This window comes from Micromonospora sp. C41 (assembly GCF_018070485.1).
GTDB classification, from domain to species: Bacteria; Actinomycetota; Actinomycetes; order Mycobacteriales; family Micromonosporaceae; genus Micromonospora; species Micromonospora chalcea.
Window position 1 is genome coordinate 20,885 of record NZ_JAGPXP010000035.1, and the last position, 18,976, is coordinate 39,860.

16 protein-coding genes are annotated in these 18,976 nt (G+C 73.2%); 10 read left to right on the forward strand and 6 right to left on the reverse strand.

Going from position 1 to position 18,976, the window contains the following annotated elements; translation table 11 throughout:
• Positions 1–73 precede the first annotated feature (73 nt).
• Genes KBX43_RS26950 through KBX43_RS26960 form a run of 3 tightly spaced genes read right to left on the reverse strand, consistent with a single transcriptional unit; the run spans position 74 to position 3,949 of the window.
• Positions 74–2,953 (reverse strand): transketolase C-terminal domain-containing protein, encoded by a 2,880-nt coding sequence (locus KBX43_RS26950; protein WP_247677771.1) that lies wholly within the window; start codon positions 2,951–2,953, stop codon positions 74–76.
• Positions 2,954–3,004: 51 nt separating this feature from the next.
• Positions 3,005–3,487: a MarR family winged helix-turn-helix transcriptional regulator gene (locus tag KBX43_RS26955; protein WP_064448237.1), complete on the reverse strand. Its 483-nt coding sequence runs from the start codon at positions 3,485–3,487 to the stop codon at positions 3,005–3,007.
• A gap of 57 nt (positions 3,488–3,544) precedes the next feature.
• The gene (locus KBX43_RS26960; RefSeq protein ID WP_197494962.1) at positions 3,545–3,949 is read right to left on the reverse strand and encodes a secondary thiamine-phosphate synthase enzyme YjbQ; all 405 of its coding nucleotides are present in this window, start codon (positions 3,947–3,949) and stop codon (positions 3,545–3,547) included.
• A 189-nt stretch (positions 3,950–4,138) separates the two neighbouring features.
• On the opposite strand from KBX43_RS26960, the gene aceE reads away from it, so the two are divergent.
• On the forward strand, positions 4,139–6,883 hold the full coding sequence (gene aceE, locus KBX43_RS26965; RefSeq protein WP_043329212.1) for a pyruvate dehydrogenase (acetyl-transferring), homodimeric type: 2,745 nt from the start codon (positions 4,139–4,141) through the stop codon (positions 6,881–6,883).
• A gap of 136 nt (positions 6,884–7,019) precedes the next feature.
• Here the strand turns inward: aceE and KBX43_RS26970 are convergent, their stop codons facing one another.
• Positions 7,020–7,466, reverse strand: coding sequence for an SRPBCC domain-containing protein (locus KBX43_RS26970; protein WP_030503643.1), 447 nt, complete (start codon positions 7,464–7,466; stop codon positions 7,020–7,022).
• A gap of 201 nt (positions 7,467–7,667) precedes the next feature.
• On the opposite strand from KBX43_RS26970, the gene KBX43_RS26975 reads away from it, so the two are divergent.
• The 3 genes from KBX43_RS26975 (at position 7,668) to gltX (ending at position 11,770) form a co-directional block, all read left to right on the forward strand.
• Positions 7,668–8,981 (forward strand): GH1 family beta-glucosidase, encoded by a 1,314-nt coding sequence (locus KBX43_RS26975; RefSeq protein WP_210887819.1) that lies wholly within the window; start codon positions 7,668–7,670, stop codon positions 8,979–8,981.
• Entirely contained in the window at positions 8,978–10,255 is a 1,278-nt protein-coding gene (locus KBX43_RS26980) for an MFS transporter (RefSeq protein WP_043329208.1), read from the forward strand. The genes KBX43_RS26975 and KBX43_RS26980 overlap by 4 nt, the downstream gene beginning before the upstream one ends.
• 105 nt (positions 10,256–10,360) lie before the next feature.
• Positions 10,361–11,770, forward strand: a complete 1,410-nt coding sequence (gene gltX / locus KBX43_RS26985) for a glutamate--tRNA ligase (protein ID WP_082931128.1) — start codon at positions 10,361–10,363, stop codon at positions 11,768–11,770.
• Positions 11,771–11,946: 176 nt separating this feature from the next.
• Here gltX and KBX43_RS26990 read toward each other — a convergent pair whose 3' ends face one another.
• Positions 11,947–12,537 carry a copper resistance CopC family protein gene (locus tag KBX43_RS26990; RefSeq protein WP_210887805.1) on the reverse strand — a complete coding sequence of 197 codons (591 nt, stop codon included), beginning with the start codon at positions 12,535–12,537 and terminating at the stop codon, positions 11,947–11,949.
• Between the two features lie 191 nt (positions 12,538–12,728).
• On the opposite strand from KBX43_RS26990, the gene KBX43_RS26995 reads away from it, so the two are divergent.
• Positions 12,729–13,397 (forward strand): hypothetical protein, encoded by a 669-nt coding sequence (locus KBX43_RS26995; RefSeq protein ID WP_069088916.1) that lies wholly within the window; start codon positions 12,729–12,731, stop codon positions 13,395–13,397.
• A 44-nt stretch (positions 13,398–13,441) separates the two neighbouring features.
• Here KBX43_RS26995 and KBX43_RS27000 read toward each other — a convergent pair whose 3' ends face one another.
• A complete protein-coding gene (locus tag KBX43_RS27000; protein ID WP_043329196.1) occupies positions 13,442–13,771 on the reverse strand; it encodes a hypothetical protein in 330 nt (109 codons plus the stop codon).
• A 100-nt stretch (positions 13,772–13,871) separates the two neighbouring features.
• Between KBX43_RS27000 and KBX43_RS27005 the strand changes: the two genes are divergently transcribed.
• The 5 genes from KBX43_RS27005 to fabF all read left to right on the forward strand — a co-directional run bounded on the left by KBX43_RS27005 (position 13,872) and on the right by fabF (position 18,908).
• Positions 13,872–15,146, forward strand: a complete 1,275-nt coding sequence (locus KBX43_RS27005; RefSeq protein WP_274479170.1) for a CdaR family transcriptional regulator — start codon at positions 13,872–13,874, stop codon at positions 15,144–15,146.
• Between the two features lie 98 nt (positions 15,147–15,244).
• Complete coding sequence (locus KBX43_RS27010; protein WP_210887808.1) at positions 15,245–16,411, forward strand: acyltransferase domain-containing protein; 1,167 nt, start codon at positions 15,245–15,247, stop codon at positions 16,409–16,411.
• Positions 16,412–17,356, forward strand: coding sequence for a beta-ketoacyl-ACP synthase III (locus KBX43_RS27015; protein WP_043329189.1), 945 nt, complete (start codon positions 16,412–16,414; stop codon positions 17,354–17,356). It abuts the gene before it with no gap.
• Between the two features lie 83 nt (positions 17,357–17,439).
• The gene (locus tag KBX43_RS27020) at positions 17,440–17,679 is read left to right on the forward strand and encodes an acyl carrier protein (RefSeq protein WP_007072348.1); all 240 of its coding nucleotides are present in this window, start codon (positions 17,440–17,442) and stop codon (positions 17,677–17,679) included.
• Positions 17,680–17,681: 2 nt separating this feature from the next.
• Positions 17,682–18,908, forward strand: coding sequence for a beta-ketoacyl-ACP synthase II (fabF, locus tag KBX43_RS27025; RefSeq protein ID WP_030503633.1), 1,227 nt, complete (start codon positions 17,682–17,684; stop codon positions 18,906–18,908).
• Positions 18,909–18,976 lie beyond the last annotated feature (68 nt).

An 18,976-nucleotide genomic window follows, 5' to 3' on the forward strand; every position in this document is an offset into this window, starting at 1 on the left:
CGGGTGACACCGTCGGGCCCAGTCCACACAGTTGCGGCTCGCCGCGCAAGTGGCGCACCGGGTGGAACGGAATTTACCGTGCCAGCAGCGTACGGGCACCCTGGGTGATGGCTTCCTCGGAGACCAGAACCTGACGAGCGGCCGGACCTAATGGTACAAACGAGTCAAGTCCGGCCACACGGCGCGCGGCGCCGACGTACCCGGTGTCGACGAGCGCGGACACCACGCCCTCGCCCACCCCGCCGGAGCGTCGCGTCTCGTCCACCACCAGCACCCGGCCGGTCGCCGAGGCCTCCCGGATGATGTCGGCCACCGGCAGCGGGGCCAGCCAGCGCAGATCCACCACCCGGCTGCCCACGCCCTCCGCGGCGAGGGTGGCCGCCGCGCGCAGCGACATCCGCACCCCGCTACCGAAGGTGATGATGGTGAGGTCCTCGGCCGAGCCGATCCCGTAGACGCGGGCCCGCCCGATCGGCACGTGCCGGTCCGCCCAGGCGCCCGGCTCGGCGTACTCGGCCGTCCACTCGCCGTCGCCGTCGGCGTAGAGGTCACGGGCGTCATAGAGCGCGGCCGGCTCCAGGAAGACGCAGACGCTGCCGTCCACCCGGGCCGCGGCCAGGCACGTACGCAGCATCGGCGCGGCGTCGTCCGGCCGCGCCGGCACGGCGACCACGAGCCCCGGCACGTCCCGCAGCACCGCCACCGAGTTGTCGTTGCGCGCGTGGCCGCCGAGCCCGTCCTCACCCGCCAGCGCGGCCACCCGCACCACCATCGGGTTGCGGAACGCGCCCCGGGAGAAGAACCGCATGGTGGCCGCCTCGCTGCGCAACTGGTCCTCGGCGCTGTGCAGATACGCCAGGTACCGGATCTCCGGCACCGGCAGCATCCCGGCCAGGCCGGCGCCCAGCCCGAGTCCGAGGATCGAGGTCTCGTCCCGTGGCGTGTCGAACACCCGGGCCGCCCCGAACCGGTCCCGCAGCCCCTCGGTCACCCCGTGCGCCCCGCCGCCGGCGGCCACGTCCCGGCCGAACACCGCCATCCGAGGGTGGTCGAGCATGCCGTCGGCGAGCGCCGCGTTGATGCTCTGCGCCAGCGTCAGCGGCCCGGTCAGCTCCGGCGGTTTGCCGCCGAACGCCTCCGCCCGCGCCCCGGCGCCCGGCCCGGCCGCCCGCTCCGCCGCCTCGGCCACCGCCCGGGCCACCCGGACCGGCCGCCGCGGCGCCAGCTCCCGCACGACGTCGACAGCGGACGCCAGTTTCGGCTCGTCCAGCGCCTCCTCGGCGATGCGGCGCAGCTGCCAGCCCCGCTCGTCGTACCGGCTGAGCAGCTCCTCGCCCCCGGCGTACCCGGAGGTGACCAGCAGCCGCGCGGTGGCCAGCAGCGGGTCGCGGGCCGCGTCACCCTGGCCCATCAGCCGGACCGCGCCCAGGTGCAGCACGGCGGGCCGGCGGTGCCGGCGCACCCAGGCCGCCGCCTCCGCCGCCACCCGGTAGCTCTCGGCCACGTCCGTGCCGTCGGCCGCGAAGTAGCGGATGCCGGGCCGGGACCGCAGCGTCGTCGCCACCCACCCGTCGGCGGAGCCACCGCTGTCCTCGCAGACGAACAGCACCGGGATACGCAGGCCGGTGTGGTCGTACCAGCCGGCCGTGTTGAGCGCGGCGGTCACCGTGGCGTGGTTGACCGAGGCGTCGCCGAAGGAGCAGACCACCACGGAGTCCGCGGGCCAGGCCGCCGCTTCCGGCTCGCCGTCCGCGGGCCGGGCGCCCCGGCGCAGCCGCTCCAGCGCCAGCCCCAGACCGACCGCGCGGGGCAGGTGCGAGCCGGCGTTCGCGGCGGTCGGCACGACCGCGAGGTCGGCGCGGCCGAAGAGCTTCTGCCGGCCTCCGGCGGCCGGTTCCTCCACGGACGCGACAATGCCGCGCAGCACGTCGCGCGCCGCCGCCGCGAACGCGTCGTCGGGGGCAGGCGGCGGCAGATCGGGTACGCCGACAGTCGCGCCACCGTCCGCGTCCACCATGATCGAGGCTCCCACGGGAAGGCTGCCCGCCTCGCCGCCCGCCCCCGGCCGTTCGAGATCTTGGTACGAAACGGCCCCTATAGGGGCACTTTCGTTCCAAGATCTCTCCGGCTCCCGGAGGGTGGAACGTTGCTCCTGGGAGGTGGGATTGATGTGCGCATCCTGGCCGGTGCCGCGCTGGGCGGGCAGGTCGTGCGATTCGTGCACGGCGGCCGGCAGGGCCGGGGCGGCCGCCGGGTCCGGGATGACAGCAGACGGAGCGGGGGCGACAGCCGAGGAGGCGGGGGTGGCCCGCTGCGCGGAGGATGCGGCCGGCTCGTCGGGCGAGACGCCGCTCGAGGTGCCGGGGACGGCACCGGACGAGCCGTGGACCTCGGCGCGGGCAGCGGTGCCGGGCGAGCCGTCGGCGGCGGGCGAGCCGTCAACGGCGCTGCCGGGCGAGCCGGCGGCAGCCGGCGGAGCAGCACTGGGCGAGCCGTTGACGACGGTGCCGGGACCAGCATCGGGCGAGGCGTCCACGGCGGCGTCGGGATCGGCCTCCGGGGCGGGTGTCGGCGGGACGGCCGGCGGCGGGGCGGTGGGGAAGGCGCCGGCGGCCTGGGCGGCGCGCAGGCAGTAGAACGCCCCGGAGCGGTGGTGCAGCAGCGCGGGGTCGGTCGGCCGCAGCGCGGCGGCCACGGCGGCGTTGCCCTCGTGCCCCGCCGACTCGATGGTGTGGTACCCCTCACCGAAGCCGTGCAGCCACTGCCCGGCCAGGTCGAGCAGCCGGCTGGTCAGTTGCGCGTCGAACAGGGCCAGCGCTTGCGCCCCGGTCAGCGGCCCGCCGTCGGGCAGTCGCTCGCCCAGGTCGCGCCGCTTCTCGGGCGCCCCGAGCGCGGCCAGTTCGGCCCGGAGCCGGTCGTCGAGATCGTGCGGGGTGGTCACGTCGGACAGCATTACCGACTCGGGCCCGCCGCGCCCAGTCGGACACGTTCCGCCCGGCGTGGCTCAGACCTCGCCGCACTCCTCCGGGCAGCCGCCGTCGGAGACCTTGAAGACGAGTTCACGTAGCGCGGCCAGTTCGGCGGTGCTCAGGTCGTCGAGCAGCCGGGGGTCGGACATGACGTGGGCGACCCGCTCGCGGACCTCCCGGCCGCGCTCGGTGACCACGAGCGCCTTCTGCCGCCGGTCGGCCGGGTCGGTGCGTCGTTCCACCAGCCCGGCCCGCTCCAGCCGGTCGGCCAGGCCGGTGACGTTCGACCTGTCGCAGCCGAGCTGCTCGGCGAGGTCGCGGGCCGGCAGCGGGCGGTCCGGGTCCAGTTGGTGCAGCGCGCGGGCGGCCGCCGGAGTGAGCCCCAGGTCGGCGAACGCCTCGTCCTGGTGGTGGCGCAGCGCGGCGGCGACGTGCAGGATCCGGCGCACGGTGTCCCCGGCCAGGCCCGGCCGGTCACCCGGGCCGGGCTGCTCAGCGGAGACAGTGGAGTGCGCCATCAGTCGATTGTACTTGACCAGTCAACAATTGACGTACTCCACTATCTGCGCCGTCGGTCAGCCGGGCAGGAACGAGAAGCGCACCTGGCGGTCGGGGTTGTCGCCGTTGGTGTCGACCAGGCAGATCGACTGCCAGGTGCCGAGCTGGATCCGCCCGTCGAGCACCGGCAGTGTCGCGTACGGCGGCACGAACGCCGGCAGCACGTGGTCGCGTCCGTGCCCGGGCGAGCCGTGCCGGTGCCGCCACCTGTCGTCGGTGGGAAGCAGGTCGTCCAGGGCCCGCAGCAGGTCGTCGTCGGATCCGGCGCCGGTCTCGATGATCGCCAGCCCGGCGGTGGCGTGCGGGACGAAGACGTGCAGCAGGCCGTCGCCGGCGCCGGACACGAAACGTTCGGCCTCGCTCGTGATGTCCCGGACGGTCGGCCGGGAGCCGGTCCGGACGGTGATCACCTCACTGCGCATACGGCGCATTCTGCCGCAGTGCCCGGTTCCCCGCCCCGCCCGCCGATAGCGCATCCGGTGATCGCGCAAAGTTACTGATGGGTACCTGTGTTCAGCGTCGCGTCTGAGGGTGGGAGAGGTGACGGCACGCGCCACCAGGGGGCAGGATGGCGCTAGAGACCTATCCCACACGAAACCGAGGGAACGCCTGTGGCTACGGAACGCAAGCGCCCGGTGATCACCGCTGGTCTGCCGAGCCAGCTTCCGGACATCGACCCTGAAGAGACCAGCGAATGGGTCGAGTCGCTCGACGGTGTCATCGACGAGCGCGGGACAAAGCGAGCCCGGTACGTCATGCTGCGCCTGCTGGAGCGGGCCCGCGAGCGGCAGGTCGGGGTGCCGTCCCTGACCACCACCGACTACATCAACACGATCCCGCCGGAGCGCGAACCGTGGTTCCCGGGTGACGAGCACGTCGAGCGGCGGCTGCGGGCGTACATCAGGTGGAACGCCGCGATGCTGGTGCACCGGGCGCAGCGCCCGGAGATCGGCGTCGGTGGCCACATCTCCACGTTCGCCAGCTCCGCGTCGCTCTACGAGGTGGGCTTCAACCACTTCTTCCGGGGCAAGAACCACCCGGGCGGCGGCGACCAGATCTTCTACCAGGGCCACGCCTCCCCCGGCATGTACGCGCGGGCGTTCCTGGAGGGCCGGCTCAGCGAGAACCAGCTCGACGGGTTCCGGCAGGAGCTGTCGCACCCCGGTGGCGGGCTGCCGTCGTACCCGCACCCGCGGCTGATGCCGGACTTCTGGGAGTTCCCGACCGTCTCCATGGGTCTCGGGCCGCTGAACGCCATCTACCAGGCGCGGTTCAACCGCTACCTGCAGCACCGGGGCATCAAGGACACCTCCCAGCAGCACGTCTGGGCGTTCCTCGGCGACGGCGAGATGGACGAGGTCGAGTCGCTCGGCGCGATCGGCGTGGCCGCCCGCGAGGAGCTGGACAACCTCACCTTCGTGATCAACTGCAACCTGCAGCGCCTGGACGGACCGGTCCGCGGCAACGGCAAGATCATGCAGGAGCTGGAGGCGTTCTTCCGGGGCGCCGGCTGGAACGTCATCAAGGTCGTCTGGGGCCGGGAGTGGGACCCGCTGCTCGCCGCGGACACCGACGGCGCGCTGGTCAACCTGATGAACACCACGCCCGACGGCGACTACCAGACCTACAAGGCGGAGTCCGGGGCGTACGTGCGGGAGCACTTCTTCGGCCGCGACCCGCGGACCCGCAAGATGGTCGAGCACCTGTCCGACGACGAGATCTGGAACCTCAAGCGGGGTGGCCACGACTACCGCAAGCTCTACGCGGCCTACAAGGCGGCGATGGAGCACACCGGCCAGCCGACGGTGATCCTCGCCAAGACGATCAAGGGCTGGACGCTCGGCTCGCACTTCGAGGGCCGCAACGCCACGCACCAGATGAAGAAGCTGACGCTGGAGGACCTGAAGCTCTTCCGCGACCGCCTCTACCTGGACATCCCGGACAAGCAGCTGGAGGAGAACCCGTACCTCCCGCCGTACTACACGCCGGGCGAGAAGTCGGACGAGATCACCTACCTGAAGGACCGGCGTCAGCAGCTCGGCGGCTACCTGCCCACGCGCAGCACCGCCCGCAAGACGCTGGCCATCCCGGGCAGCGAGCGGTTCTCCGACGTCAAGCGCGGGTCGGGCAAGCAGAAGGTCGCCACCACGATGGCGTTCGTCCGCCTGCTCAAGGACATCATGAAGGACAAGGAGTTCGGCAAGCGCTGGGTGCCGATCATCCCGGACGAGGCCCGTACGTTCGGTATGGACTCGCTGTTCCCGACGCAGAAGATCTACTCGCCGCACGGCCAGCGCTACACCGCGGTCGACCGGGACCTGTTCCTGTCCTACAAGGAGTCGACCACCGGCCAGATCCTGCACGAGGGGATCAACGAGGCCGGTTCGGTGGCCTCGTTCACCGCCGCCGGCACGGCGTACGCGACGCACGGCGAGCCGATGATCCCGCTGTACATCTTCTACTCGATGTTCGGCTTCCAGCGCACCGGCGACGGGTTCTGGGCGGCGGCGGACCAGATGGCGCGGGGCTTCGTGCTCGGCGCGACCGCCGGCCGGACCACGCTCAACGGTGAGGGCCTGCAGCACGAGGACGGCCACTCGCTGCTGCTCGCCGCCACCAACCCGGCGGTGGTCTCCTACGACGCGGCGTTCGCCTTCGAGCTGGCGCACATCGTGGAGAACGGCCTGCACCGGATGTACGGCGAGGCGCAGGAGAACATCTTCTACTACCTCACCGTCTACAACGAGCCGATCTTCCAGCCGGCCGAGCCGGAGGGCGTGGACGTCGAGGGCATCGTCAAGGGCATCCACCGCTACTCCCCCGCGCCGCAGGTCGGCGACGACGCGCCGAAGGCGAACATCCTCGCCTCCGGCACCGGCATGCAGTGGGCGCTCAAGGCCCAGCAGCTGCTCGCCGAGGACTGGGGCGTGGCCGCCGACGTGTGGTCGGTGACGTCCTGGACCGAGCTGCGCCGCGACGCGGTCCAGTGCGAGGAGCACAACCTGCTCAACCCGGGCGAGGAGCCGCGGGTGCCGTACATCGCGCGGAAGCTGGCCGACGCCGACGGGCCGAAGGTCGCGGTCAGCGACTGGATGCGCGCGGTACCGGACCTGATCGCCCGCTGGGTACCCGGCGACTACACCTCGCTCGGCACCGACGGGTTCGGCATGTCGGACACCCGGCACGCGCTGCGCCGCCACTTCCACGTGGACGCCGAGTCGGTGGCGGTGGCCACGCTGCGCCAGCTCGCGCTGCGCGGTGTGGTGCCGGCGCACGTGCCGGCCGACGCGGCCCGCAAGTACGCGCTGGACGACGTCAACGCCGCCCCGGTCGGCGAGACCGGCGGCGACAGCTGAAAGGAAGGGCCCCTTCTTAACGCCTCCGGTAGAGGAGGGGCCCCTTCTTAACAACCTCGGGTAGAACGACGGCCCGGCGTCCCTGGCGGGAACGCCGGGCCGTCACCATCGCGGGCGACGCCGGGACTGGGCTCGGTCAGCCGACGGCGGCCAGGTCGGTCAGCCGGGCCAGCGAGTCCTCCAGGTCGGCGCCGACCCGGCGCAGGCCGAGCCGGAGCAGGGCCGCCTTGACGGGTCCGGCGGGCCACCGCACGACGATCAGCCGTACGACGGTGCCGCCGGCCTCCTCGTCCGGGGTCAGCTGGACGTAGATCTCGGTGCGCGCCTCGGCTCGGGCGCCGGCACCCTTCGCGCGTTCGCGCCAGCCGATCAGGGTCGGCTCCTGGAAGGCGATCACCTCGGCCTCGTGCGCGGCGCCGCGTCCGGCCTGGACCAGCTGCCGCCGCCCGAATCCCTCCCCGGACAGGACCTCGGCCGCGCGGACTCCCGCCAGCCAGGCCGGCAGCTGCTCGGCGCGCTGCACCACGTCCCAGACCACATCCACCGGCGCCGCCACGTGCGCGCTTCGTTCCACGAGGATCATGAGTATCTTTCCCCCACTTAAATCACATCCGCGATATTTGGCACTCTATGTGTAAATCGGACTTAAGCGGACGGGTTCGGAAAAGACACGCCGAACTCCCTTGCGCCACCCAGTCATCTCGGCCTATGGCGCGGCGGTCCGCCGAGCCCTAGAGTCGCGAGCACGCTTCATGTCTTGGAGGGTGCCTTGACGACCGCGCCGATGCCCGAGTTCCCCGCCGGCTTCCGCTGGGGGGTCTCCACCTCCGCGTACCAGATCGAGGGCGCGACCACTGCCGACGGTCGCGGTCCGTCCATCTGGGACAGGTTCGCGCACGAGCCGGGCCGGGTCGCCGACGCCAGCAGCGGCGACCGGGCCTGCGACCACTTCCACAGGTACGCCGAGGACACCGCGCTGCTGGCCGGGCTGGGGGTGTCCGCGTACCGGTTCTCGCTCGCCTGGCCCCGGATCCAGCCGGACGGCACGGGCCCGGCCAACGCCGCCGGGCTGGACTTCTACGACCGGCTGGTGGACGGCCTGCTCGCCGCCGGGGTGGACCCGGTCGCCACGCTGTTCCACTGGGACCTGCCGCAGCCGCTGGAGGACGCCGGCGGCTGGCTGAACCGGGACACCGCCGCGCGCTTCGCCGAGTACGCCGACCTGGCCGCCGCCCGGCTCGGCGACCGGGTGAAGCTCTGGATCACGCTCAACGAGCCGTTCATCCACATGAGCATGGGCTACGGCATGGGCGTGCACGCCCCCGGCCGGATGCTGCTGTTCGACGCCTTCCCGGTGGCCCACCACCAGCTTCTCGGGCACGGTCTCGCGGTCTCCGCGCTGCGCGCCCGCACCACGTCCCCGGTGGCGATCGCCAACAACTACTCCCCGGTGCGGGTCGCCGGCGACACCGACGCCGACCGGGCCGCCGCCGCGGCGTACGACGCGCTGCACAACCTCCTGTTCACCGATCCGCTGCTCGGGCGCGGCTACCCGGACGCTCCCGGCCTCGACCCGGCGGTGATCCGTGACGGCGACCTGGACGTGCTGGCCGCGCCGATCGACGTGCTGGGGGTCAACTACTACAACCCGACCGCCATCCGGGCGCCCGAGGCGGGCTCTCCGCTGCCGTTCGACATCGTGCCGCTGGAGGGCTACCCGCGTACCGCGTTCGACTGGCCGGTGGCCCCGGACGGCCTGCGCGACCTGCTGCTCCAACTGCACCGGCGGTACGGCGACGCGCTGCCGCCGATCCAGATCACCGAGAGCGGCTGCGCGTACGACGACGCGCCGGACGCCGACGGCCGGGTGCACGACCCGGAGCGGATCGCGTACCTGGACGGGCACATCCGCGCGGTGCGCGGGGCGATGGCCGAGGGCGTGCCGGTGACCGGGTACTTCGTCTGGTCGCTGCTGGACAACTGGGAGTGGGCCGAGGGCTTCACCAAGCGGTTCGGCCTGGTGCACGTCGACTTCGACACGCAGCGGCGGACGCCGAAGTCGTCGTACGCCTGGTTCCGGGACCTGGTCCGGCGGTGACCACTGTGAACCCGACGCCGGCCTCGCTGCCGGCGGCGCTCGCCGAACCGACGGTGCCGGTACGGCGGAGCTGGATCGCGCTGATCTTCGCGGCCAACCTGGGCGTCTGGATGGCGTTCTTCACCCCGATCCAGGTGCTGTTGCCGCAGCAGGTGGAACGGATCGCGCCGGCCGACAAGGAGGCGATGCTGGCGGTGGTCACCGGCATCGGCGCGCTCGCCGCGGTGCTGGCGAACCCGCTCGCCGGCGCGCTGTCCGACCGCACCTCGCTGCGGCTGGCCAACCGCCACTTCGGCCGCCGGCACGTCTGGACCGCGTTCGGCGCGGTGATCGGCGCGCTCGCCCTGGTGCTGCTGGCCCGGCAGAACACGATCGCCGGGGTGGCGGTGGCCTGGGTGGCCGCGCAGGTCTGCTTCAACGCAATGCTGGCCAGCCTCACCGCGGCGATCCCCGATCGGGTGCCGGTGGCGCAGCGTGGCGGCGTGTCCGGCTGGGTGGGCATCCCGCAGGCGCTGGGCCTGGTGCTGGGCGCGGTGCTGGTGACGGCCGTGGTGACCGGCAACGCCGCCGGGTACGCCGCGATCGCGCTCGCCGTGCTGCTGCTGTCGCTGCCGTTCGCGCTGCTGACCCAGGACGACCACCTGCCCCGGGAGCACCGCTCGCCGCTGCGGCTGCGCTCGCTGTTCTCCTCGATGTGGATCAGCCCGCGCCGCCACCCCGACTTCGCCTGGGCGTGGTTCACCAGGTTCCTGGTGCAGACCGGCAACGCGCTGGGCACGCTCTACCTGCTCTACTTCCTCACCGACGGGGTACGGGTGGCCGACCCCGAGGGCTCGCTGCTGATCCTGATCCTGCTCTACACGGTCGGCATGATGCTGACCGCCGTGGTCGCCGGGCGCATGTCCGACCGCTCCGGCCGGCGCAAGGTCTTCGTGATCGCCTCCGGGCTGATCATGGCGGTGGCGGCGACGCTACTGGCGGTGGCACCCACCTGGCCGATGGCGATCGTCGCGGCGCTGCTGCTCGGCGCCGGGTACGGCGTCTACCTGTCGGTGGACGCCGCGCTGATCACGCAGGTGCTGCCCGCCGCCACCGACCGGGCCAAGGACCTCGGCGTGATCAACATTGCCAACTCGGCGCCGCAGGTGCTCGGTCCGGCGCTGTCCGCACCGATCGTCGTGCACCTCGGCGGCTACCCGACGCTGTACGCGGTGACCGCGGCGGTCACGCTGCTCGGCAGCGCCCTGGTCGTGAAGATCCGCTCCGTGCCGTGACGCCCGCCGGCTGCCGCGCTTGTTAAGAAGGGGCCCCTTCACCTCCGGAGGCGTTAAGAAGGGGCCCTTCCTTTCTCGGTGGCGGCCCGCCGTAGGCTGGGGGACGTGACGGTACGTGTACGCTTCGCCCCCTCCCCGACCGGTATGTTCCACGTCGGCGGCGCCCGCTCGGCGCTGCAGAACTGGATCTTCGCCAAGCAGCAGGGCGGGGTGTTCGTGCTGCGCATCGAGGACACCGACGCGGCCCGCAACAAGCCCGAGTGGACCGAGGGCATCCTGTCCGCGCTGGAGTGGATCGGCATCGCGCGGGGCAGCTACGAGGGTCCGTACTTCCAGTCCTCGTACGCCGGTGAGCACCGGGCCGCCGCGCAGCGGCTGTACGAGGGCGGCCGGGCCTACTACTGCGACTGCACCCGCGAGGACGTGCAGGCGCGTACCGGGCCGCAGCAGCGCGGCTACGACGGCTTCTGCCGCGACCGCGGACTGGGGCCGGGCGAGGGCCGGGCGCTGCGCTTCCGTACGCCGGACGAGGGCGAGACCGTGGTGGTCGACCTGGTGCGCGGCGAGCCGACGTTCGAGAACAAGCTGATCGAGGACTTCGTCATCGCCCGCGGCGACGGCTCCCCGGTGTTCCTGCTGGCCAACGTCGTGGACGACATGTCGATGGGGATCACCCACGTGATCCGGGCCGAGGAGCACCTGCCGAACACCCCGAAGCAGCAGCTGCTGTGGGACGCGCTCGGGGTCAAGCCGCCGATCTGGGCGCACGTGCCGGTGGTGGTGAACGAGAAGCGGCAGAAGCTGTCCAAGCGGCGGGACAAGGTCGCGCTGGAGGCGTACCGGGACGAGGGCTACCTCGCCGACGCGATGCGCAACTACCTGATGCTGCTGGGCTGGGCGCCGTCGGGCGACCGGGAGATCGTGCCCTGGTCGGTGATCGAGGAGGAGTTCCGGCTGGACGAGGTCAACCCGTCCCCGGCGTTCTTCGACGAGAAGAAGCTGCGCGCGTTCAACGGCGACTACATCCGGGCGCTGCCGGTGGAGGACTTCGTCGCCGCCTGCCAGCCGTGGCTCACCGGCACCGACACCATCGCCCCGCCGCCGTGGCAGCCCGAGGAGTTCGACCCGGCCGCGTTCGCGGCGGTGGCTCCGCTGGCGCAGACCCGGATCGCGGTGCTCAGCGAGATCGTGCCGAACGTCGACTTCCTCTTCCTGGCCGACCCGCTGATCGACGAGGCGGCGTGGGCGAAGGCGATGAAGGAGGGCGCGGCCGACCTGCTGGACGCGGCGATCGTCGCGTTCGAGGCGCTGGAGTCCTGGGACGCCGAGTCGTTGAAGGCCACGCTGGAGGCGGTCGGCGCGGAGCGCGGGCTGAAGCTCGGCAAGGCGCAGGCGCCGGTACGGGTCGCGGTCACCGGCCGCACCGTCGGGCTGCCGCTGTTCGAGTCGCTGGAGGTGCTCGGCCGCGACCGTACGCTGACCCGGCTGCGCGCCGCCCGCGTACGCCTGGTCTGAGCGGCAGGCCCGCCGACGGCCCGGGCGTGTCGTGGCCGGGAGAAGGTGACCCTGTCGAGCGATATGCCTCTGAGTCATGATTATGACTCAGAGGCATATGCGTTTTCGGCGATCGTTGCGCCGGCCGCGTCACGCGGAGTGTTCCCCGCGAGCCGGCTCCCGCTGACCGGCCGGCGTCAGCGGCGGGCAGCCCGGCGGCGCAGCAGCAGCCCGCCGCCCAGCGCGGCCAGCACCACCACCGCGCCGGCCGCCCACAGCCAGCCCGTACCCCCGTCGTCGTCCGCCTCGGCGGCGGCCGGGGTCGGGCTCGGCGCCGCGCTGGTAGGCGCGGCGGGCGCGGCACTCGTGGGCGGCGCGCTCGCCGACGGCGCCTCGGCGGGGGTGCCGGTGGTCAGGGTGAACCGGATCTCCCCCTTGATCGGATGGCCGTCGTCGGAGGCCAGCCGGTAGGTGACGATGTAGAGCCCGGCCGCGCCCGGCCGGAACGGCACGGTCACCCGCTTGCCGGAGAAGGTCGGCGCGCCGCCGGCAGCGGCCACGTTGTCCGGCCCGGTGACGGTGACCTCGGTCGTGGCTTCCTTCGGCGTGGCCAGGAACCGCAGCTCGATCCGCTCCGGCGCGGCGGCCAGCCGGGCCCCGTCGCGCGGATCGCTGCCGGTCAGCGAGTTGTGCGCGGCGGCCGGCGCGGCCGGCAGCAGCGCGAACGCCGCCACCACCCCGAGCACCACCACCCAGGTACGCGCCGTACGGGCGACCCTGCCCCCCATGGTTCCCTCCGTCCGGGTAAGATCCGGCCGATGATCATCGACCGCTCGTTGGTCGGTCTCAGCTCGCAAATAGTTCCAAATACTCTTCCACCTGCTGCAACCGAGCGCCGTTCTGCGGAGTCTTTGTGGTGGACACCGGTCCAGTGTGACTGCAGCGGAAGCCAGCCATCGAACGGGGCGAGGAGGCGGCGATGATCCGGAAGGTGAGACGGCTGCTGATCGCCGTGACCGGGACGATGGCGGCCCTCGCGTGCACACTGGCTCTGACCGGCGCGACGGCGGCCCACGCCGCCCCGAAACCGACGCCCGCGCCCGCCCCGACCGGCGTCGACATCACCGGCGACAAGCTCGACGAGCCGCTGCGGCTGCGCACCGACAGCCGGTCGGCCGACGTCCACCTGGTGATCGACCAGATCAAGTGGCTGGGCGCGACCGGCCAGCTGCGCGGCCCGGCCGCCGCGGACCTCGGTCCGAAGTACACGGTGGTGGTGCACGTCGCCGCCGGTCCGCAGCGCACCTACGACCTCTTTCCCCTGGCCAAGGGCGGCCCGCGGGTCTACCGGCCGGCGAAGCAGCCGGACCGGAGCAACCTCCGCGCGGGCTGGTTCCTCGGGCGGCTCAACATGCCGGAGACGCTGCGCTCGGTAGGCGTGCCGTTGCCGGCGCAGTTCGACACGCTCGCCGGTGGCATCGGCGGCGGCGAGCGGGTACTGCCGGAGGAGGCGCTCGACCCGGTGGGCGAACTCGACACCGCCCTCGGCGAACTCCAGCGGCTGCTGCTGCTCAACGTGGGCGTCGTGCTGGTCATCACCGCCGGGCTCGCCGGCATCGCGCTGCTGGTGCGCCGCCGCACCCGCTGAGCCCGGCCCGACACCGCGTCGGCGTCAACCCGCCCGGCTCCGCATCAGCACCAGCGACGCGGCGGGCGCTCGCGGCGGACCGTACGGTTGCGCGGGCGTACCGCGCCGTGGCGGTGGGCGCCCGCCCAGCCCGCCAGGTCGCTGCGACAACCCTGCTCCGGCGACGCCTCGTCCGCGAGATGCGCCGGCTCGACGGCCCGCTGACGGGGCACCGCCGGCTCGTCCTCGGCGCGCTCCGCGGCCCGGCCGACGGCCTGCTCGCCCTGGTGGTGCAGGCACGGCCGACGCGGGTGCGTGGCCGTGACCGGCTGGTCGTGGCCACGCCGGCACGGCTCGCCCTGGGCGCAACCGTGCTCGGCCTCCCCCTGCGCCATCCCGGCCTCCTCACCGTCGCCCTCGCGCGCCCGCCGGAACAGCCCGGGCGCGCCCTGACACCGTACTGGCCCACCCGGACAAGATCGCCAGCGCGTACCGGTGGAGATCGTCACGCCACGGCGAAGCCGCCACCTCGGAGTGGAACCGCTGCTCAGCGCATGTCAGGCTGGTGCGGTGAGCGAACCGGGCGGCACGGAGACGTCGGCGACGCTGCGCCGTATCGAACGGGCGGCGGGCGGCCTGGCCACCGCCAGCGTGGCCCGGATGGACGAGACACTGCCCTGGTTCCGCGACCTGCCCGCCGACCAGCGCTCCTGGGTCATGCTCGTGGCCCAGGCCGGCGTGCGGTCACTGGTGCAGTGGCTGCGCCAGGGTGGCGGCGCCACCGACCGCACCCAGGAGGTGTCGGACGAGGTCTTCGCCGCCGCGCCGCAGGCGCTGGCCCGCTCGATCAGCCTCCAGCAGACCGTGGCGCTGATCAAGGTGACCATCGACGTGGTCGAGGAGCAGGTGTCGGAGCTGGCCGTGCCGGGCGAGGAGCAGTCGCTGCGGGAGGCGGTGCTGCGCTTCTCCCGGGAGATCGCGTTCGCCGCCGCGCGGGTCTACGCCCGGGCCGCCGAGAGCCGCGGCTCCTGGGACGCCCGGTTGCAGGCGCTGCTGGTCGACGCGTTGCTGCGCGGCGACTCCCCGGACGTGCTGGCCAGCCGGGCCGCCGCGCTCGGCTGGACGGACGCCCCACCGGTCGCGGTGGCGGTCGGCCGTTCCCCCGGCGGCGAGGTGGCCGCCGTGCTGCACACCGTCTACCGGCAGGCCCGGCGCATCGGCGTCGAGGTGATCGGCGGCGTGCACGGCGACCGGCTGGTCATCGTGCTGGGCGGGGCCGCCGACCCGGTGGCGGCCACGGAGAAGCTGCGTACCGCCTTCGGTGAGGGGCCGGTGGTGGTCGGCCCGGCGGTGCCCAGCCTGGACGAGGCCACCGAGTCGGCGCGGGCCGCGCTGGCCGGCTTCCGGGCCGCGCCGGCCTGGCCGACCGCGCCGTGCCCGGTCGCCGCGGACGAGTTGCTGCCGGAACGGGCGCTGGCCGGCGACACCGAGGCCCGCCGCCGGTTGCGCCACGACGTGTACGCGGCACTGGCCCGCTCCGGCGGCGAGCTGCTGGAGACGCTGGACGCGTTCTTCGCCGCCGGTGGCACGCTGGAGAGCGCCGCCCGGGCGCTCTTCGTGCACCCGAACACCGTGCGCTACCGCCTGAAGCGGATCGCCGAGGTGACCGCCTTCTCGCCGCTGGCCCCGCGCGACGCCTTCGCGCTGCAGGTGGCACTGACTGTGGGTAGGCTCGACCCGGTGGTACCGGGGGTCTCCGACCGGCGATGACCGCCCACCGATTTTTGTAGGTTTCCTCCAAAGGTTCTAGTGCGGTTTCGTGCCGTGCGTTACAGCGCGACCCGCGAGTATCCGTCAGAGTCGTACACGTGCTCGCCGTACTCTCTCCGGGACAGGGTTCGCAGAAGCCCGGCTTCCTCGCTCCGTGGCTCGACCTCGACGGTGTCGAGGCGCGCCTGCGCTGGTGGTCGGCCCTGGCCGGGGTGGACCTGATCCATTTGGGCACCCGGGCGGACGCAGACGAGATCAAGGACACCGCCCGTACCCAGCCGCTGCTGGTCGCCGCCGCGCTGCTCGCCGCCGAGCACCTGCCGATGCACGACGTCGCGCTGGTCGCCGGGCACAGCGTGGGTGAGCTGGGCGCCGCCGCCCTGGCCGGGGTACTGCCGGCCGAGGCCGCCGTGACGCTCGCCGGCGTACGCGGACACGAGATGGCCGCGGCCTGCGCGCTGGAACCCACCGGGATGGCCGCGGTGCTCGGCGGCGACCCGGACGAGGTGCTCGCCGCGCTCCAGTCCCACGGGCTGCACCCGGCCAACCGCAACGGCGCCGGTCAGATCGTGGCCGCCGGCGCGATCGACGGGCTGGACAAGCTCGCCGCCGAACCGCCGGCCCGCACCCGGATCATCCGGCTCCAGGTGGCCGGCGCGTTCCACACGCCGTACATGGCGCCGGCCGAGGCCGCGCTGGCCGCCGTCGCCGCCGGTGTCACCGCCTCCGCCCCGGCCCGGATCCTGCTGTCCAACCTCGACGGCGCGCCGGTCGGGCACGGCCCGGAGACGCTGCAGCGGCTGGTCCGGCAGGTCACCGCCCCGGTCCGCTGGGACCTGTGCATGCGTACGCTGGCCGACCTCGGGGTCACCGGCGTGATCGAGCTGCCGCCCGCCGGCACCCTCGCCGGACTGGTCAAGCGGGAACTCAAGGGCGAGGGCGCGCCCGAGATCGTCACCCTGAACACCCCCGCCGACCTGCCCGCCGCGCGGCGGCTGGTCGCCCGGCACGCCGGTCCCGCCCGCCCGTACACGCCGTGGTTCCGGGTGGTCGTCTCCCCCGCCGCCGGCCGCCTCGCCCGGGCGGCCGAGGCGACGGTGGGCGCCGAGGTACGCGCCGGCCAGGTCCTCGGCCACGTCACCGGAGCGCAGGGGCCGGTCGAGGTGACCGCACACGACAACGGGCTGCTCACCGAGTGGCTCGCGCACCACGACGACCCGGTCGCCCCGGGCCAGCCCCTCGTCCGCATCGGAGGAACGCACTAAATGGCCGGCAGCCGGATCGTCGCGATGGGGCACTACCAGCCCTCCCGCGTCGTCACGAACGACGAGATCGCGCAGATGGTGGACACCAGCGACGAATGGATCCGGGACCGGGTCGGCATCGCCACCCGGCGGATCGCGGGCGACGAGACGGTCGCCGACATGGCCACCGCCGCCGCCGGCAAGGCGCTCGCCAACTCCGGCCTCACCGCCGCCGACATCGACATGGTCGTGGTGGCCACCTGCTCGTCGGTGGACCGCAGTCCCAACGTGGCCTGCCGGGTCGCGGCGAAGCTCGGCGTCACCGCGCCCGCCGCGTACGACCTCAACACCGCCTGCTCCGGCTTCGCGTACGGGCTGGGCACCGTGGACCACGCGATCCGGGCCGGCGCGGCGCGCAACGCGATCGTCGTCGGCGCCGAGAAGCTCTCCGACTTCACCGACTGGACCGACCGCTCGACCTGCATCATCTTCGCCGACGGCGCCGGGGCGGCCGTGGTGACCGCGACCGCCGACGACGAGCCGGCCGGGATCGGGCCGGTGGTCTGGGGCTCCGCGCCGGAGAAGAGCGACGCGGTACGCATCGAGGGCTGGCAGCCGTACATCGCGCAGGAGGGGCAGTCGGTGTTCCGCTGGGCCACCACCGCGCTGGCCCCGCTCGCGCTGCAGGCCTGCGAGCGGGCCGGCGTGGCCCCGTCGGAGCTGGCCGCGTTCGTGCCGCACCAGGCCAACGGCCGGATCATCGACGGCATCGCGAAGCGGCTGAACATTCCGGACGCGATCATCGCCAAGGACATCGTCGAGTCCGGCAACACGTCGGCGGCGAGCATCCCGCTGGCCCTGTCGAAGCTGGTCGAGCGGCGCGAGGTGCCCTCGGGCGCCCCGGTCCTGCTGTTCGGCTTCGGCGGCGGCCTGACCTACGCCGGTCAGGTCGTGCGCTGCCCCTGAGACCCCCTCGGGCGCGAACGCGCCGAGGCGCGTGACCGGCGACGCCGGTCACCGGTAACCCCCGATGAGAGGAACCAACCGCAATGACCCGTGACGAGATCACCGCTGGCCTCGCCGAGATCCTCGAAGAGGTTGCCGGGGTGAACCCGGACGACGTGGCCGAGGGGAAGTCCTTCACCGACGACCTCGACGTCGACTCGCTCTCCATGGTGGAGGTCGTGGTGGCGGCCGAGGAGAAGTTCGGCGTCAAGATCCCGGACAACGAGGTGCAGAACCTCAAGACGGTCGGTGACGCGGTCAGCTACATCGAGGCGCAGTCCTGATCATGAGTCGTCCCGACGTCGTCGTCACCGGGCTCGGCGCGACGACCCCGCTCGGCGGGGACGTCGCGTCGACCTGGGACGCCATGCTCGCCGGCCGCTCCGGGGTGAGTGCGCTCACCCAGGAGTGGGCGGCGGACCTGCCCGTCCGGATCGCCGCCCAGCTGGCGGTGGACCCGTCCGAGGTGCTGGACCGGGTGAAGCTGCGCCGGCTGGACCGCTCGGAGGCCATCGCCATCATCGCCGCCCGGCAGGCGTGGGCCGACGCCGGGCTGGCCGAGGCCGGGCCGGACCCGGAGCGCCTGGCGGTCAGCGTCGGCTCGGGCATCGGCGGCGCCACCACCCTGCTCGCCCAGGACGACATCCTGGAGAAGTCGGGCCCCCGGCGGGTCTCCCCGCACACCATCCCGATGCTGATGCCGAACGGTCCGGCCGCCTGGGTCGGGCTGGAGCTGGGCGCCAAGGCCGGCGTGCACACCGTGGCCAGCGCCTGCGCGACCGGCGCGGAGGCGATCGCGCTGGGTCTGGACATCATCCGCGCCGGCCGGGCCGACGTGGTGGTGGCCGGCGGCACCGAGGCGGTCATCCACCCGCTGCCGATCGCCGGCTTCAGCTCGATGCGGGCCATGTCGACCCGCAACGACGAGCCGGAGCGGGCCTCCCGGCCGTGGGACTCCGGTCGCGACGGCTTCGTCCTCGGTGAGGGCGCGGGCGTGGTGATCCTGGAGCGCGCCGACCACGCCGCCGCCCGGGGCGCCCGGGTGTACGCGCGCCTGGCCGGCGCGGGGATCACCTCGGACGCGTACGACATCGTGCAGCCGCACGCCGAGGGCGAGGGCGCGATCCGGGCCATCGCCCGGGCGGTCGCCGACGCGGACGTGGCCCGTACCGACATCGTGCACGTCAACGCGCACGCCACCTCGACCCCGGTCGGGGACATGCTGGAGATCGGCGCGCTGCGCCAGGCGGTCGGCGACCACCCGGTGCTCACCGCCACCAAGTCGATGACCGGGCACCTGCTCGGCGCGGCAGGCGCGCTGGAGTCGATCGCCACCATCCTGGCCATCCGGGACGGCGTGATCCCGCCGACGATCAACCTGGACGACCCGGACGAGGGCCTCACCCTGGACGTCGCCGCGCACAAGGCGCGGCACATGGAGATCCCGGCGGCGCTGAACAACGCGTTCGGCTTCGGCGGGCACAACGTGGCGCTGGTCTTCACCCGCCCCTGACGTAAGGAAGGGCCCCTTCTTAACAGGCGACTGCCCTGTTAAGAAGGGGCCCTTCCTCTACCACAGGC

What these genes read in the sequence shown, in the direction of transcription:
- KBX43_RS26950 (WP_247677771.1), bottom strand. Translation starts at nt 2,953, where the DNA reads ATGCTGTCCGACGTGACCACCCCGCACGATCTCGACGACCGGCTCCGG.
- KBX43_RS26955 (WP_064448237.1), bottom strand. Translation starts at nt 3,487, where the DNA reads ATGGCGCACTCCACTGTCTCCGCTGAGCAGCCCGGCCCGGGTGACCGG.
- KBX43_RS26960 (WP_197494962.1), bottom strand. Translation starts at nt 3,949, where the DNA reads ATGCGCAGTGAGGTGATCACCGTCCGGACCGGCTCCCGGCCGACCGTC.
- KBX43_RS26970 (WP_030503643.1), bottom strand. Translation starts at nt 7,466, where the DNA reads ATGATCCTCGTGGAACGAAGCGCGCACGTGGCGGCGCCGGTGGATGTG.
- KBX43_RS26975 (WP_210887819.1), top strand. Translation starts at nt 7,668, where the DNA reads ATGCCCGAGTTCCCCGCCGGCTTCCGCTGGGGGGTCTCCACCTCCGCG.
- KBX43_RS26990 (WP_210887805.1), bottom strand. Translation starts at nt 12,537, where the DNA reads ATGGGGGGCAGGGTCGCCCGTACGGCGCGTACCTGGGTGGTGGTGCTC.
- KBX43_RS26995 (WP_069088916.1), top strand. Translation starts at nt 12,729, where the DNA reads ATGATCCGGAAGGTGAGACGGCTGCTGATCGCCGTGACCGGGACGATG.
- KBX43_RS27000 (WP_043329196.1), bottom strand. Translation starts at nt 13,771, where the DNA reads ATGGCGCAGGGGGAGGCCGAGCACGGTTGCGCCCAGGGCGAGCCGTGC.
- KBX43_RS27015 (WP_043329189.1), top strand. Translation starts at nt 16,412, where the DNA reads ATGGCCGGCAGCCGGATCGTCGCGATGGGGCACTACCAGCCCTCCCGC.
- KBX43_RS27020 (WP_007072348.1), top strand. Translation starts at nt 17,440, where the DNA reads ATGACCCGTGACGAGATCACCGCTGGCCTCGCCGAGATCCTCGAAGAG.
- fabF (WP_030503633.1), top strand. Translation starts at nt 17,682, where the DNA reads ATGAGTCGTCCCGACGTCGTCGTCACCGGGCTCGGCGCGACGACCCCG.